The sequence below is a fragment of the Rhizobium metallidurans genome (assembly GCF_014196505.1).
GTDB lineage: Bacteria > Pseudomonadota > Alphaproteobacteria > Rhizobiales > Rhizobiaceae > Rhizobium > Rhizobium metallidurans.
On record NZ_JACIDW010000003.1, the window covers coordinates 416459 to 431637 of the forward strand.

Consider the following 15179-nt stretch of genomic DNA (forward strand, 5'->3'; position numbering starts at 1 on the left):
CAGGTACAACCACCAATAAACGGCAGGTTTCAAAGCATGATCAAAGAGCTATTGCTCATCGCGCCAGAACCGGCTTTACCTCCTTGTGGAAGAACCGGAAGTAGGATGCGACCTGGGCGCGGGCGTTGGAGTTCGGGTCGAACTGGATGCCGACGCGGCCATTGTGCGTCCAGCGGATGATGCCGTGGAGAACGCCGAGATCGTCGGCGAGAATCTGCACCCGGCTGCCGGAAGCCGCATGCAGCGGTGCGCGAACTTCCACCGCCACGCCCGAGATGGACATGTTGAGAATGCGCGCATCGACTTCCTTGGTCAGGTAACGAACCTTGCCGAAGAGCCTGCAGGGTTTGCGCTCGGCCTTGCGGGTAATAATGTTGAGATTGTGCATGACGCGTCTCCCAAATTGAACTGCAGACAGCATACGTCGCGTAGATTGAAATCGATTTATACAATTCACTAAAATTGCACGGTCGTTTTTTACATCCGCGTTGCTTCCCGGCGCGCCACGATATGCTCGCGCCAGATCGTGAAAATGCCGGAGGCGACGACGATGACGGAGCCGATGATCGTGTTTAGGCTCAGCGTCTCGCCGTAGATCGTGACGCCGATGATCGAGGCGTAGACGAGCTGCAGATAGGTGAGCGGCTGCACGGCGGCGGCGTCGAGCATGTCGTAGGCGCGGATCAGGAAGTAGTGGCTCGCGATGCTGGTCATGCAGACCAGCGCCATCCAGATCCAGTCCGTGGGCGCCATCCAGGTCCAGTAGAACGGTCCGACGAGCGTCATCGCGATGGCGCCAACGACACCGGTATAGAAAAAGCTCGTCATCGACGAATCGTCGCGGCTGACCAGCCGGGTGGCGATGACGTAGAACGCGAAGAGGAAGCAGGAGAGGACAGCCAGCAGCAGCGTGACGTCGAAGAAGCCGCTGTCGGGCTTCAGGATCAGAAGCACGCCGATCAACCCCGCGCCGATCGCCGTCCACCGCCGCCAGCCCACACGCTCGCCAAGCAGCGGGATGGCGAGAAGCGCGATGAGGATCGGTGTCGCCGAGAAGATCGCCTGCGAGCGCGCCAGTCCGATCACCGCGAAGCAGCTGATCACCACGACCACCTGGGCGGCGAGCAGCAATCCGCGGATCACCTGCAAGACCGGCCGCTTGGTGCGCGCCGTGGCGACAATGCCGCCGCGCATCTTCGCGGCCAGAAGGATGGTGAAGAGACCGAATGCCCAATAGCGGATCATCGTCACGAAGACGGGCGGATAGGCCCCGCCCAGATGTTTCGAGATGCCGTCCTGAATGGAAAAGATGGTGATCGCCAGAAGAACGAAAATATAGCCCTGGGTCTTCGATTTCATGGCGTCTTCTTATTGCACGGGCTCTCGCCCCATTCCGGAAACGCGCGCGGGTGATTCCGATCTTCCGCTACAAGCCCACATTGGGCCGGTCGATCACCTCGCGCAAGGCGAAGCTTGAATTGATCTTGACGACATGGGGCAGGGCCGAAAGCCAGTCGCGATGGATGCGCTCATAGTCCTCCAGATCCCGGGCCGCCACGCGCAGGATATAATCGTATTCCCCAGACATCAGATAGCAGACGAGCACGTTCGGGCAGCGTTTCACGGCGGTCTCGAATTCCGAAAGCGTCTTGGCGAACTGGCCCGAGAGCGAGATATGCACGATGGCGATCATCTTGTAGTCGAGCGCCTTGGGCGAGACGTGCGCGTGATAGCCGAGGATGACACCGCCGCGGTCGAGTATGTCGAGCCGCCGGGAGCAGGCCGATGCCGACAGTCCCACCTTGTTGGCCAGGTCCGCGTTGGTGATCCGTGCGTTCGATTGAAGTGCTTTCAAAATGGCATGATCGATGGCATCCAGTTCCGACATTCGAAGAACTTTCGATTATTGCGTCCGAAACGCATTTTTCTTCGAAAAATGCCATTCATGCAAATCCTCTTTGCAAGGACATTTCGCGCGCGGGGTGATTGGATTTCGCTTGTGAACGCTTCGCGGGACGAGGCTTGAAAAACAAACGAGGAGGAGCGCCCCGATGCGCGTCGGTTGTCCGAAGGAAATCAAGAATCACGAATATCGCGTCGGCCTGACGCCAGCGGCCGTTCGCGAATATGTCGCGCATGGCCACGAGGTCTGGATCGAGACGAAGGCGGGCTCCGGCATCGGCGCCGACGATGCCGCCTATGCCGCGGCAGGCGCGAAGATCGCTTCTGCCGCCAAGGACATCTTCGAAAAGTGCGACATGATCGTGAAGGTCAAGGAGCCGCAGCCGTCCGAATGGGCGCAGCTGCGCGACGGCCAGATCCTCTACACCTATCTGCACCTGGCGCCGGACCCCGAACAGACCAAGGGCCTGCTGTCGTCAGGCGTCACCGGCGTTGCCTATGAGACGGTGACCGATGAGCGTGGCGGCCTGCCGCTGCTGGCGCCGATGTCCGAAGTCGCCGGTCGCCTTTCGATCCAGGCCGGTGCAACGGCACTGCAGAAGGCCAATGGCGGCCTCGGCATTCTTCTGGGCGGTGTCCCCGGCGTCCTGCCGGCCAAGGTCACCATTATCGGCGGCGGTGTGGTCGGCCTGCATGCGGCGCGCATGGCCGCCGGCCTCGGCGCCGATGTCACCATCCTCGACAAGTCGCTGCCGCGCCTGCGCCAGCTCGACGATCTTTTCGGCGGCCGCATCCATACCCGCTATTCCAGCATTCAGGCTCTGGAGGATGAAGTCTTCTCCGCCGATCTCGTCATCGGCGCGGTGCTGATCCCGGGTGCCGCCGCGCCCAAGCTCGTCACCCGCGAAATGCTCTCGGGCATGAAGAAGGGCTCCGTTATCGTCGATGTCGCCATCGATCAGGGCGGTTGCTTCGAGACATCGCATGCGACGACCCATTCCGATCCGACCTACGAGGTCGACGGTGTCGTCCATTATTGCGTCGCCAACATGCCGGGCGCGGTCCCGGTCACCTCGGCGCAGGCGTTGAACAATGCGACGCTTGTTCACGGCCTGGCGCTCGCCGATCGCGGTCTGCGCGCCATCGCGGAAGACCGGCATCTCAGAAACGGTCTCAACGTCCACAAGGGGCGCGTCACCAATAAAGCCGTTGCCGAGGCGCTGGGCTACGAGCCTTACGCCGCGGAAGCCGTGCTCAACGTGGCGTAAGGTCCATCGCGCTGCGTCAACTGAAGCCGGTTGCGCTCTCCGCAGCCGGCTTTTTTCCGTGATTCAACCGTCGATCCGGCACTGATAGCAATTGTTGCGCGCCGAGCGAACATGCACATAGGCCACTTCGGGCTTGCGCAGGAGCTCCGCCGCATAGGCAGGGATATCGGCGACCTCGGTCACGGCGCCGGTGCCGTAGACGATGCGGTCGTTGGCACCATAGCCTCGCAGGATGAAGTTGGGGCTCGTCGTCAGGACAGGTGGCGGCACTTCCTCGGCCGCATAGCGCTCGCAGCGCTTTTGGTGCAGGAACACAGGTCCCGTCTCCGCGTAGGGCTGCAACTCCGGAAAGGGGCGGTAGGCGAAGACGTAAAGCGCGTCGCCCGAATCGATGTTCTTCAGGCAGTGGCGGCAGGGGTGTCCCGGCCCATCGGACACCATTGTCTCCGGCAAGTGACCATAGGCATCGTTCCCGCCGTTCCAGATCGTCTCGGCGTCGGCAGTGGGCATCGCAGTGAAATATAGGGCGGTCATGGCAAGTCTCCTTTTGAGCTTGCCATGAATGCGCTTCAGCCCGAGTGGAAACCACCCGATCCTTGCACATTTGTACCTTCGCGTGAGGACGCAGCCGAAACGCGCCGACTAGCTTCTCTTCGCCAGCTCGAGCAGCTCCTTGTCGCTGAGCGGACGCACGATCGCGGTGCCTGTGGACACCGGAGAAAATCCGAACATCTGGTAGAGCTGCAACGCCCGGGGATGGTCGAGATTGTTGGTCATGGTGGTCACACGCACGGGGTTCTGCGTCCAGATCGCGTAGAGCGCCTGCAGCAGGAACCACTTGCCGATCCCAAGACCCAGCGCATGCTCCATCAGCCCGAAATGGCTGAGCTCGATCGTATCCTCGTCGACGGTCAGATACTCGTAGAACCCGGCGGGCGCACCGTTCACGTAGAGCACGCAGATCGTGTTGCGCTTGTCGTAGAGCGTGACGGCCAGTTCCTCGTCGCCCATCCGCAGACGATCCACCCATTGCCATCGCGCGCCGACCTGGCGATAGAGATAGCGGTAGAACGGCAGCGGAATTTCCGGCGCGCGCATGATGGCGGTCTGGATATTGACCGGCACCGGCAGGCTCGTCTTCGGCGCCGCCGTCATCTCGAGGCGGGTCACGTGGGCCTTCAGCGAAGAGGGTGCTTTTGCCATGGTCAAGCTTTGATCGCTTCCGCGGGGCCGGTCGCGACGGGCGTGTCCTGCCGGCTGCCCCACTCGCTCCACGAGCCGTCATATAGCGCGTTGTCGTCATGTCCCACGCTTTCCAGCGCCAGCATGATCACGGCGGCGGTCACGCCCGAGCCGCAGCTCGTCACGACGGGCCTCGAGAGATCGATTCCCGCATCTGATATCATCGTCTTCAGCGTTGCCACATCCTTGAAGCGGCCGTTGGTCGAGAGGCTGGTTGCCGGCAGGCTGCGGGCGCCGGGCATGTGGCCCGAACGCATGCCTGCACGCGGCTCGGCTTCCTCGCCGGTGAAGCGGCCGGCGCCGCGCGCATCGGCGATCTGCGCCGAACCGTCGTCGACGATCTCGCGCATGGTCTCGAAGGGGATGACCTTGTCGGCCCGGAATTTCGGCTTGAACACCGCTGTTACAGGAGTGGCTGTTCCAGTCTCGAGCGCACGTCCCTCGGCCTTCCAACCATCAAGGCCGCCATCGAGAACGTAAACGTCCTTGGCGCCCATGGTCCGCAGCATCCACCAGACGCGCGGCGCCGAGAAAAAGCCCATGCCATCATAGACGACGATCGTGTCCGTCTCTGAAATGCCGAGCTTGCCGACTTCAACGGCGAAGAACTCCGGCGAGGGGAGCGAGTGCGGCAGACCGGTCGCGTGGTCGGCTATCGCGTCCTGATCGAAGAACACGGCGCCGGGAAGGTGGCCCGCCACATATTCGTCCTTGGCGGCGCGCTTGTGCGCCGGCAGATACCAGGAGGCGTCCACCACCTTGAAACCTGAAGTCCCCAGCTGCTTTTCGACCCAATCGGCCGAAACGACGAAGCGGCTCGTGGTTTCGCTCATGCTGCTCTCTCCAATCAATGCTTACGCGTCGTCGCCGGGAGCGCCGAAACGGATACGGAAGCGGCGGTTCTCCTTGCCCTTCTTCTCGATCTTGGCGATGTGAATCCGTCCTACTTCCCGCGTCTTGGACACATGTGTGCCGCCGCAGGGCTGGCTGTCAATCGCTGAGTTCTCGCCGATGCAGACGAGGCTGACGCGACCGAGCCCGATCGGCGGGCGTACGTTCTTGGATTTGACGATCCCGGGGTTGGCCGCCAGTTCCTCGTCCGTGATCCATTGCAGGTAAACGGGGTGGTCTTCATCGACCAGCGCCATCAGCCTGGCCGTCACCTCGTCCTTGTCGATCGTGTCGGTCATATCGAAGTCGACACGGCTCTCCTCCTCGCCGACGGCCGCGCCGGTGATCGGATAGGAACAGACGACGGACAGCAGATGACAGGCGGTGTGCATGCGCATCAGCTTGTGGCGACGCTCCCAATCGACATGCAGTACAAGCTTCTCGCCGACCTCGGGGCTTGCCTGCCCCTCAAGCGGAACATGGATGATGATGTCCTTGGCCGCGCCGTGCTTTGTCTGCCCCAGCGTGATCCGGCTGCCATCGGCACGCTCGAGGAAGCCGGTATCACCCGGCTGGCCGCCCGATGTGGCGTAAAGGCAGGTCTGATCGAGCTCGATGCCCCCGTCTTCGTGGATGGCGGTGACGACGGCCTCGCAGGTCGAGAGATAGAAGTCGTCACGGTAGAGGGCATTAACGGGCATCGGGCCTCACGCTGCGGGTTCGTATGGGATCTTGATATCGACGGGCGAGGTCATCCATGCCGGCAGCGGCAGCGACTTCGATGTCAGGAAATCGGGATTGAAGAGCTTCGACTGGTAGCGGTTGCCGTAGTCGCAGAGAATGGTCACCACCGTGTGACCCGGGCCGAGATCCCTGGCGAGCCGCACCGCGCCCGCGATATTGATGGCCGACGAGCCGCCGAGGCAAAGCCCCTCATGCTCGACGAGATCGAAGACATAGGGCAAAGCTTCCGCATCCGAGATATTGTAGGCGAAGTCGGGCGTGAACCCTTCCAGATTGGCGGTGATGCGCCCCTGGCCGATGCCCTCGGTGATCGAGTTGCCCGACGACTTCAGCTCGCCGTTCTTGTAGAACTCGTAGAGTGCCGCCCCATCCGGGTCGGCGATGCCGATTTTGACGTCCTTGTTGAAGCCCTTCAGCCCGATCGCCGTGCCGGCGAGCGTCCCGCCCGAGCCCACGGAGCAGATGAAGCCGTCGATCTTGCCTGACGTATCCGCCCAGATTTCCTTGGCCGTCGTCTCGATATGCGCCTGCCGGTTGGCGACATTGTCGAACTGGTTGGCCCAGATGGCGCCGTTCGGCTCGGTCTTCGCCAGCTGTTCGGCCAGGCGTCCGGAAACCTTCACGTAATTGTTGGGGTTCTTGTAGGGCACGGCCGGCACTTCGACGAGCTCGGCGCCGAGCAGCTTCAGCGCGTCCTTCTTTTCCTGGCTCTGCGTCTCGGGAATGACGATCACGGTGCGGTAGCCCAGTGCCTTGGCAACCACCGTCAGGCCGATGCCGGTGTTGCCGGCGGTACCCTCGACGATCACGCCGCCCGGCCGCAGCAAGCCCTTCTTCTCGGCGTCGCGAATGATGTAAAGCGCCGCGCGATCCTTGACCGATTGCCCCGGATTGAGAAATTCCGCCTTGCCGAGAATGGTGCAACCGGTCGCTTCCGACGCCCCCTTGAGCTTGATCAGGGGAGTGTTGCCGATGGCTTCTAGAACGGAAGGGTGCACGGTCATGGAATCTGCCTCTTTGAAACACTTAGTTTAGGAACGGTCTTTTCCCTTCACAAGGCTGGGTTGGCAAGAAATCCTATTCCTCGCCCCAGACTGCCACGGTAAAATTAGACTTCCGCCCCCCGATCGGCCTGCGATGCCGCGATTGGGGGCCGTCTGTGATCTGAACATTGACTTTCATCGTATGGATGATGACAAAGCAATCACTGAAAGCGGAAACGACCGAAACCATCATGGTTCACGAGCATATCGACACGGTCGATGCATTGATGGCGTACTATGTTGCCGGTTCCCTTCCCGAGCCGGCGCGGGTGCTCGTCGAATCGCATCTGGAGATGAAGCCGGATCGTCGGATGCTGGTACGGGATTTGGAGTTCCTGGCCGGTGAGGCCCTGGAGCAGACCTCCGAAACAAGGCTGGACGATCGCGATGCCAGATTGGCGCGCATCTTCGCATCCGCCACGCCCACCGAGCAGAAGTCGCCGCCGATCGCCAGTACAAAGCCGGGGACTTTCCCGCGCGCCCTTCGCCGCCTCGTCGGCTTCGATGTCGACACGGTGCCGTGGAAAACCAAGCTTCCCGGTTTCAAGGAGTATTCGGTCGATATCGACGGCTGCGAGGTCAGCGTCATGTGGATCAAGCCCGGCCGCGCGCTGCCCGCCCACACCCACAAGGGCATGGAGCTGACGCTCATCATCGACGGCGCCTTCAACGACACGCGCGGCCGCTTCGGCCCTGGTGACATCTCGGTTGCCGATGAGACGATCGATCACCGCCCTGTGGCCGAAAAAGATCGTCCCTGCATTGCATTTTCCGTTCTTGACGCCCCCATCAAACTGACCGGGTCCTTCCGCCAGCTGATCGGCGACCTGATCGGCTGAAAGCAGCCACAATAGCGTGATAGAGCCATTATCCCGGGAGGTTGAGAGGAACTTCCGGGCCCGTTTCGACGTTTTTCGATACAACCGGAGGATTCGCGCCATGAACGATTTTGTAGCCCGCCCCGAACATGGAATTGCCTGGATCTCAGGCGCAAGCTCCGGCATCGGCCGTGCCCTCGCGCTGAAAATGGCAAGCGAAGGCTACAAGGTCGCCGTGACCGCCCGCGATCACGAAAAGCTCGCCGAATTGCAATCGGAGGCGAATGGTCTGGCCGGCAGCATCATCGTGCTGGATGGCGACGTCACCAATCCCGAGGACATGGAGCATGTGCTCGCATCGATCGAATACGAGCATGGCGCACTGGCGCTCGCCGTCTTCAATGCCGGCATCTATCTGCCTGTGCATGCGGAAGAATTGCGCCGTGAGGATTTCGAGCGGAGCTTCGCGGTCAATCTGCAGGGCGTGGTCAATTGCCTCGTGCCGGCGGTGCGTCACATGAAGCACAAGGGGCAGGGGCAGATCGCCATCGTCTCTTCGGTCACCGGTTACGGCGGCCTGCCGACGGGGGCGGCCTATGGCGCTACCAAGGCCGCGCTGATCAACATGGCCGAGAGCCTGAAATTCGATCTCGACAAGATGGGCATCCGCATCCAGCTCATCAATCCGGGCTTCGTCGACACGCCCGCCACCCGCAAGAACGAATTCCCGATGCCGTCGCTTATCCCGGTCGATGAGGCAGCCGCCGAGATCTATGCGGGCCTGAAGTCGAAAAGTTTCGAGATTACCTTCCCCAGGCGCTTCACCTACACGCTGAAGGCTCTCAACCTGCTTCCCTACAGCCTGTATTTCTGGCTGGTCAATCGCGCCACCGGCTGGCAGGAACGCCCACGCGCCGACGGTCGCCGCCCGGTGACCCCAAGCCCCGCGGAATAGTCACGGCTGTCACACGCTAAGGCTGGTGAGAGGGAATAGACGAGGCGGATGGCGACCGGGACAGGAGGTCGACTGTCTGGTCCCGCCATCCGCTCTCGTCAGCTCCGCGAAAAGACGACCTGGCGGACGTCTATGTTTCGGGCGCGGAAACCTGCTTCACAATAAAATAAATAGAACTCCCAGAGACGCTTGAAGCGCTCGTCGAATCCCAGTGGGCGAACTCGTTCCCACACGGACCAAAACCGCTCCCGCCATTCGGCCAGAGTACGAGCGTAGTCTAACCCAAAACCGAAGTCTCGCACCAGTGACAAATTCACTTTTCGCCCAAGTTCCGCTAAATGCTCGCGGGTCGGTAGCATGCCGCCGGGAAAAACGTACTTCTGGATGAAGTCTGGGTTGCTCCTGTACTGTTCGAAAGACTCGGGCCGAATCGTTATGATCTGCAGGCCGGCCTTGCCGCCGGGCTTCAGGCATTGCTCGAGCTTGGAGAAATAGGCGGGCCAGTATTTCTCGCCCACGGCCTCGAACATCTCGATCGAAACGATCTTGTCGTAGACGCCGGTTTCGTCGCGATAGTCCTGAAAGCGAAAATCGACCTTGTCGCCGAGACCTGCCTTGCGGATGCGCTCCTCCGCGAATGCCAGCTGCTCGCGGCTGATCGTCAGGCCCGTGACCCGGCAGTTCAGTTCGCTGGCGGCGAATTCGGCGAACCCGCCCCATCCGCAGCCGATCTCCAGCACGTGGTCACCCGGCTTGATCCCGGTCGCCTCGGCGAGAGCCCGATACTTGGCGTTTTGCGCCGACTGCAGGTCGTTGGCGCCGGTGGAGTAAAGCGCCGACGAGTAGGTCATCGTCGGATCCAGCCATTGCTTGTAGAAGTCGTTGCCGAGATCGTAATGCGCCGAGATGTTTCGCTTCGACCCCTTGCGGGTATTTGTATTCATCCAGTGGCGGACGCGTTCGACGAGACGGGGCAGGCCGCGCTTGCCGTTGGCGTAATCCTGGATCGCCTCGTCGTTGACGATGAACAGTTCGAGGAACGCCGCGATATCGGGGCTGTCCCAATCGCCATCCATGTAGCTCTCGGCCACGCCGATCGTGCCGTTGGAAAGCGCCCTGTAGCAGATATTCCAGTTCTTCAGGTGGATTTCCGCGTGCTGACCGGGCGTGCCGCCGGTCACCAGCACCACGCGACCGTCGGGAAAGACGAGCGTCAGCGAGCCATGCTGCATGCGAAGCAATGCCCTCAGCGCCAGCTTCGCGCGCAGGGGCAACCCCTTCGAAACCTGTCCGATATTCTGCTGCGTCAGCTGGATCGCGTTGCGTTGAGAATCGGTCAAGTTGCTAGCATCACTCATGGTTTTCTCCTCCGGCAAGATTTGGCCGGTTCAGGACGACGATGCGCTGAAAAACTCCGCCCCCCGGCGATTGCTTTGAACGCTATCGTAAAAATTGGAAAAGCCAAACAATTTTCCAATCCCGTGTGGCGCGCGATCGACGTATATATCGAAGCGCGCTTATGTTATTCCGCTGCCTCCGCCGCTTCTCGTGGCGCGACCACGCTGACGGGTGTGGGTGGCGCGGGCTTTGCGATATACTTCGCGCCCTTCAGCCACAGTTTCAGCGCTTCCCAATGAATGCCGCCGACGATCCGGATCGGCAGGAACGGGATGGCGGCCGTCAGCCACGCAAGGTTTCTCGTCGTGATGGCCAGCTGTTGTCCGGAGAAGGTCGCCGCGAGCAGCGGGCCATCGGCGTCGGTCTCCAGAATACGCCAGCGGATCTCCTTGCCCGGCGGCAGCATGCGGAAATTGTAGCGCATGCCCATCTCGATGAAGGGCGAGACGTGAAAGATCTTCTCGCAGCTCTGCCGAACACCGCTCTCGCTGACTTCGCCTGAGCCGACAGGGCAGACATAGGTGTGCCGCTCTCCGAACGTGTTGCGAACCTCGTAGATCATCGCGATCAGCTGATCGCGCGCGTCATAGGCATGGTAGACGGAGAGCGGGTTGAAGACGTAGCCGAGGATGCGGGGATAGCAGACCAGCACGATGCGGCGGGCGGCAATTCCCGCCCGCGCCAGCAGCTCGTCGGCATGCGCCCGGGCGCCCAGCCTGCCGCCATGGTCGCTCTCGTGAAACGACACGGCATTGCGCCCGTTCACCGAAAACAGCACGGACAGCCGATCCGCCTCGTCCAGCCGGTCGAGATCGATCGCCATCGAGAATACGCGGTAGCGAAAGCGGTGGCCGAAGGGCTTCATGCGCTGGTGCATGACGTCGCCGACATAGAGTGCGGCCGCGGCCTCGGGCGGCGGCCCGTTGTCGCGCATGCTCATGCCACGTCCTTCGCGTTCCTGCGTCATGCGACGGCGTCCAGCTCCGGTTCGATGTCGTTTGTCTTGAGCGTGCTCCAGGGCAGCGTCGCGCCGAGCGCCTTGGCGGCCATGAGGCCCGACGTCAGTCCATCCTCGTGGAAACCATAGCCCGTCCAGGCGCCGGCGAAGTAGCAGCCATTGCGTCCCTGTATGTTCACGAGCGCGCGCTGCGCCTGCACGCTGTCGGCGCAGAACTGCGGATGCTCGTAGCTGAACTCGGCGAAGACCTTGCGCGGGTCCGGCTCGCGATCGGGGTTGAGCGTAACGAATAGCGGGAACCGCTCGTCGATCGCCTGCAGCTTGTTCATCCAGTAGGTCACGGCGACATCGGCGTTACCATCGGCCGAGCTGGAGCGCAGATAGTTCCACGAGGCCCAGACCTTGCGGCGCTGCGGCATCAGCGTCGGATCGCGATGGAGCACGACCCTGTTCGGCTGATAGGGAACCGCCGCGAGCAGCCGCTTTTCCTCATCGGTCGCGTCGGCGAGCATGCGTCGCGTCTGATCGCTGTGCGCGGCAAGGATCACCTTGTCGAAATGGCGCTGCTCGCCACTTTCGTCGATGATCGTGACGCCATTCTCGGTTCGAAGCACCGCGCGTACGCCGAGCCCTAGCTTCAACCTGTCACCCAGAGGCTCAAGCAGTCTGTCGAGATAGTTGCGGCTGCCGCCGGTCACCGTGCGCCACTGGTGCTGCCTGGAATAGATCAGCCGGTGGTTGTCGAAGAAATTGACGAAGTGCTCGGCCGGAAACTGCATCATCTTCGCCGCCGGCGTAGACCAGATCGCCGCCGCCATCGGCACCAGGTAGTTGTTGGTGAACCCGGGCGAGAAACCGCGCCAGTCGAGATAGTCGCCGATCGAGCGCGCGGCGAGGTGACCGGCGGCGCGGTCGACGAGGCATGTCTTGTTGAAGCGCAGGATCTCGCGGATCATCAACAGGAAGGAGGGGCGTACCAAATTGCGCTTCTGCGCGAAGATCGAAGACAGGCCGGCGCCGCTCCACTCCAGCTTGCCGTGGTCGAGCGAGAGCGAAAAGCTCATGTCGCTGGCATGGGTGGCGACGCCGAGCCGCGCGAACAGCGCCGTCAGGTTCGGGTAGTTCGGCTCGTTGTAGACGATGAAGCCGGTATCGACGGGAATGCGCATTCCGTCGTAATCGACATCGACGGTGGCGGTGTGGCCGCCGGCGCGAGCTTCCTTCTCGTAGAGCGTCACGTCATGCAGCGGATTTAGCGCCCATGCCGCCGATGCTCCGGAGACGCCGGAACCGATGACCGCGATTTTCAGGCGACTATGCGGATGGTGAAAATGCGCGTTCATGCGGCGTCCTTTACGGCGTTGTAGGCTTTCAACGCCCGGTCGCGGGCGGTCGCGTGGTCGACGATCGGCTTGGGATAGGTCTCGCCGAGCCGGATGTCCGCCTTGTCGAGCACGCTCTGGGGTGCTGCGAACGGCTTGTGGATGTATTTGGTGTCGAGCGCGGCAAGCTCGGGAACGAACTCGCGGACATAAGCGCCATCGCGATCGAATTTCTCGCCCTGCAGCACGGGGTTGAAGATGCGGAAAAAGGGGGCGGCATCGGCGCCGCAGCCCGCCACCCATTGCCAGCTGGCGGCATTGCTCGCCGGATCGGCATCGACGAGCGTGTCGCGAAACCAGGCTTCGCCGCGACGCCAGTCGATCATCAGGTCCTTGATCAGGAAAGAGGCGACGATCATCCGCACCCGATTGTGCATGAAGCCATGCTTCCAGAGCTGGCGCATGCCGGCGTCGACGATCGGATAGCCGGTCATACCCTTGGTCCAGGCACGAAAATGCGTCTCGCTGTTGCTCCATTCGAACCCGTCGAAACGATCGTTCCAGTTGGCGTAGGGCAGTTTCGGGAAGTGAAACAGCAGATGGTAGGAGAATTCGCGCCAGGCGAGCTCCTTGCGGAAATGAACCAGATCGTCCGCCGGCACGTCCAGCCCACGCGTCTCCTCCCATATGCGGGCCGGCGATATCACGCCGAGCGCCAGATAGGGCGACATCATCGAGGTCGACTGCCTGGCCGGAAAGTCGCGGTCGGATTTGTAGCCGTCGAGGCTTTCATCGAGAAAATCGGCGAGCCGTTCGCGCGCCGCCTCTTCGCCGGCAGTCCAGACTTCGTCGAAATCCTTGGCCCAGTCCGGCTTCGTGGGCAGAAGCTTCCAGGATGTCAGCGTCTCGCTTGCGGCGAGCTCCGGCCCGAATTCGACCTTCCTGGGCGCATCGACAGGGTGAGGCGGCTCGCCGGCGCCCTCAAGCGCTCGCCAGAACGGCGTATACACACGGTAAGGCGTCCCACCTCCGGTCTTCAGCCGCGACGGCTCATGCAGCAGCTGGCCGGCGAAGCTCTGCGCATCCAGGCCCTGCTGCTCAAGCTCCCGCTTGATGCGCGTATCGATGGCGATGCCGGGCGGATCGTAGCGGCGGTTCCACATGACCGTGTCCGCACCCGTCTTCTTGATCACGGCGCCGAGCACATCGAGCGCATCGCCGCTCACAAGATTGAGCGTGCCGCCAAGCGCTTCGATCGATGCGGTGAGCGACGCCAGCGAGTGATGCAGCCACCAAGCCTGCGCGCCGCCAAGGGGGCCGGTGCCGGAAGAGGAGGGCTCGCGGATATAGAGGGGAATGATCGGGCGTCCGGTGCGGCAGGCCGCATGCAGCGCATGATTGTCGTCGAGGCGAAGATCCTTGCGAAACCAGAGGATAAGCGGCTTTGCGGCGTCGTCGGACAATGAATGTGATCCCCTGTTTCTCTGTTGTCTCTGTTACGAAGCTACGGGGAGTGTGGATCAAAAGTTTCAGCCTGTATAAAGATTTAACACTGAAATCCGCGAATTGTCCGAAAGGATCGACGGTCGCGCGTCTCGCGGGTCGATCGTCGCCCGCAGGCGGTATCAGCATAGCGAATTTTCCCCTCGTTCGCGCATGCAGGGATGCGCATTCCTTTAATCTACTAAAAATGTAGAGAATGCTACTCCATCAGATGCCGGCCGGAAAAAAAACACGGCCGCACAGGAGCAGACGACGATGAGTATCATCAGGCATTTCGACCGCCTTTGCGCTATCCGCGACCAGCTGGAAGCCAGGCTCGAGCTCCATGAAGCGCGATATTGCTTCGGCAGCGAGGATGTCGACGACGGCACGGGCGCCGATCTGCGCGAGCGCATCATGCAGATGACGGACGAGATTTCGGCGCTCATGCACAGCCCGCGCTATTCCGATTTCTAGGAGGGCGCGATGACCGCGACATTGATCATCCCCGGGCTATATGGATCCGACCACGGCCATTGGCAGCGCTTCTGGCTCCACGACCGCCCCGAGAGCGTTCTGGTCGAGCAGGACGATTGGGACGATCCACTGGTCGATCGCTGGGCCGAGCGGCTCGAAGCAGCGCTCATCGAGCACGGCGAGGCCTATATCGTCGCCCACAGTCTCGGCTGCCTGCTCGCGGCGAAGTTCGCCGACCGGCCGTCGGCGCGCCGGATCAAGGGTGCGCTGCTCGTCGCCCCATGCGACCTGCGCCCCACCGAACGCCGGCATCCGGACGCGGCCATCCGCTTCGGGCCGATGCCGACAAGGGCGCTGCCATTTCCAAGCATCACCGTCGGCAGCCTGAATGACCATTACATGGAACTCGACCGCCTGACGCTTTACGCGCGTCTCTGGAAGACGGATCTCAGGAACATCGGCCTGGCGGGCCACATCAATATCGCCAGCGGCTTCGGCCGCTGGACCGGCGGCTACGCCCTGTTCGACAATCTCCGGGAGAAGGCGAAGGCGCCGAGGCGATACGCACCAGATCACACCCCGCACACCTCGCTTGGCTGATCGCCATTGCCGTTCGATGTAATCGTGCGCGCACATATCCCCCGAACGGTGAAGCGCGACCGGTGTCGTAATGTTGTAA

General features: G+C 61.9%; 17 protein-coding genes. 5 read left to right on the plus strand and 12 right to left on the minus strand.

Going from position 1 to position 15179, the window contains the following annotated elements; all coding sequences use genetic code 11:
• Positions 1–55: 55 nt before the first annotated feature.
• The 3 genes from GGQ67_RS08795 to GGQ67_RS08805 all read right to left on the minus strand — a co-directional run bounded on the left by GGQ67_RS08795 (position 56) and on the right by GGQ67_RS08805 (position 1888).
• On the minus strand, positions 56–388 hold the full coding sequence (locus tag GGQ67_RS08795; RefSeq protein WP_183899770.1) for a PilZ domain-containing protein: 333 nt from the start codon (positions 386–388) through the stop codon (positions 56–58).
• An 89-nt stretch (positions 389–477) separates the two neighbouring features.
• Positions 478–1359 carry a DMT family transporter gene (locus GGQ67_RS08800; RefSeq protein ID WP_183899771.1) on the minus strand — a complete coding sequence of 294 codons (882 nt, stop codon included), beginning with the start codon at positions 1357–1359 and terminating at the stop codon, positions 478–480.
• Positions 1360–1426: 67 nt separating this feature from the next.
• Complete coding sequence (locus GGQ67_RS08805; RefSeq protein WP_183899772.1) at positions 1427–1888, minus strand: Lrp/AsnC family transcriptional regulator; 462 nt, start codon at positions 1886–1888, stop codon at positions 1427–1429.
• A gap of 163 nt (positions 1889–2051) precedes the next feature.
• On the opposite strand from GGQ67_RS08805, the gene ald reads away from it, so the two are divergent.
• On the plus strand, positions 2052–3170 hold the full coding sequence (ald, locus tag GGQ67_RS08810) for an alanine dehydrogenase (protein WP_183899773.1): 1119 nt from the start codon (positions 2052–2054) through the stop codon (positions 3168–3170).
• A gap of 63 nt (positions 3171–3233) precedes the next feature.
• Here ald and GGQ67_RS08815 read toward each other — a convergent pair whose 3' ends face one another.
• The 5 genes from GGQ67_RS08815 to GGQ67_RS08835 form a co-directional block, all read right to left on the minus strand.
• Positions 3234–3704, minus strand: a complete 471-nt coding sequence (locus tag GGQ67_RS08815; RefSeq protein ID WP_183899774.1) for a DUF1203 domain-containing protein — start codon at positions 3702–3704, stop codon at positions 3234–3236.
• A 108-nt stretch (positions 3705–3812) separates the two neighbouring features.
• Positions 3813–4373, minus strand: a complete 561-nt coding sequence (locus tag GGQ67_RS08820; RefSeq protein ID WP_183899775.1) for a GNAT family N-acetyltransferase — start codon at positions 4371–4373, stop codon at positions 3813–3815.
• Between the two features lie 2 nt (positions 4374–4375).
• A complete protein-coding gene (gene sseA / locus GGQ67_RS08825; RefSeq protein ID WP_183899776.1) occupies positions 4376–5245 on the minus strand; it encodes a 3-mercaptopyruvate sulfurtransferase in 870 nt (289 codons plus the stop codon).
• 21 nt (positions 5246–5266) lie between these two features.
• Complete coding sequence (locus GGQ67_RS08830) at positions 5267–6004, minus strand: alanyl-tRNA editing protein (protein ID WP_183899777.1); 738 nt, start codon at positions 6002–6004, stop codon at positions 5267–5269.
• Between the two features lie 6 nt (positions 6005–6010).
• Positions 6011–7051, minus strand: coding sequence for a cysteine synthase A (locus tag GGQ67_RS08835; protein ID WP_183899778.1), 1041 nt, complete (start codon positions 7049–7051; stop codon positions 6011–6013).
• Positions 7052–7236: 185 nt separating this feature from the next.
• Here GGQ67_RS08835 and GGQ67_RS08840 point away from each other — a divergent pair, with 185 nt between their 5' ends.
• Both GGQ67_RS08840 and GGQ67_RS08845 read left to right on the plus strand, forming a co-directional pair.
• Positions 7237–7929, plus strand: a complete 693-nt coding sequence (locus tag GGQ67_RS08840; RefSeq protein ID WP_425503769.1) for a ChrR family anti-sigma-E factor — start codon at positions 7237–7239, stop codon at positions 7927–7929.
• Between the two features lie 100 nt (positions 7930–8029).
• Positions 8030–8863 carry an SDR family NAD(P)-dependent oxidoreductase gene (locus GGQ67_RS08845; protein ID WP_183899779.1) on the plus strand — a complete coding sequence of 278 codons (834 nt, stop codon included), beginning with the start codon at positions 8030–8032 and terminating at the stop codon, positions 8861–8863.
• Between the two features lie 98 nt (positions 8864–8961).
• Here GGQ67_RS08845 and GGQ67_RS08850 read toward each other — a convergent pair whose 3' ends face one another.
• The 4 genes from GGQ67_RS08850 to GGQ67_RS08865 form a co-directional block, all read right to left on the minus strand.
• Complete coding sequence (locus tag GGQ67_RS08850; RefSeq protein ID WP_183899780.1) at positions 8962–10221, minus strand: SAM-dependent methyltransferase; 1260 nt, start codon at positions 10219–10221, stop codon at positions 8962–8964.
• 164 nt (positions 10222–10385) lie between these two features.
• Entirely contained in the window at positions 10386–11228 is an 843-nt protein-coding gene (locus tag GGQ67_RS08855) for a DUF1365 domain-containing protein (protein ID WP_183899781.1), read from the minus strand.
• Positions 11225–12562, minus strand: coding sequence for an NAD(P)/FAD-dependent oxidoreductase (locus GGQ67_RS08860; RefSeq protein ID WP_183899782.1), 1338 nt, complete (start codon positions 12560–12562; stop codon positions 11225–11227). The genes GGQ67_RS08855 and GGQ67_RS08860 overlap by 4 nt, the downstream gene beginning before the upstream one ends.
• Positions 12559–14004, minus strand: a complete 1446-nt coding sequence (locus GGQ67_RS08865; protein WP_183899783.1) for a cryptochrome/photolyase family protein — start codon at positions 14002–14004, stop codon at positions 12559–12561. Before GGQ67_RS08865 ends, GGQ67_RS08860 begins: the two co-directional genes overlap by 4 nt.
• Before the next feature lie 295 nt (positions 14005–14299).
• On the opposite strand from GGQ67_RS08865, the gene GGQ67_RS08870 reads away from it, so the two are divergent.
• Entirely contained in the window at positions 14300–14500 is a 201-nt protein-coding gene (locus tag GGQ67_RS08870) for a hypothetical protein (protein WP_183899784.1), read from the plus strand.
• 9 nt (positions 14501–14509) lie between these two features.
• Positions 14510–15100: an RBBP9/YdeN family alpha/beta hydrolase gene (locus GGQ67_RS08875; protein ID WP_183899785.1), complete on the plus strand. Its 591-nt coding sequence runs from the start codon at positions 14510–14512 to the stop codon at positions 15098–15100.
• Positions 15101–15179: the final 79 nt, after the last annotated feature.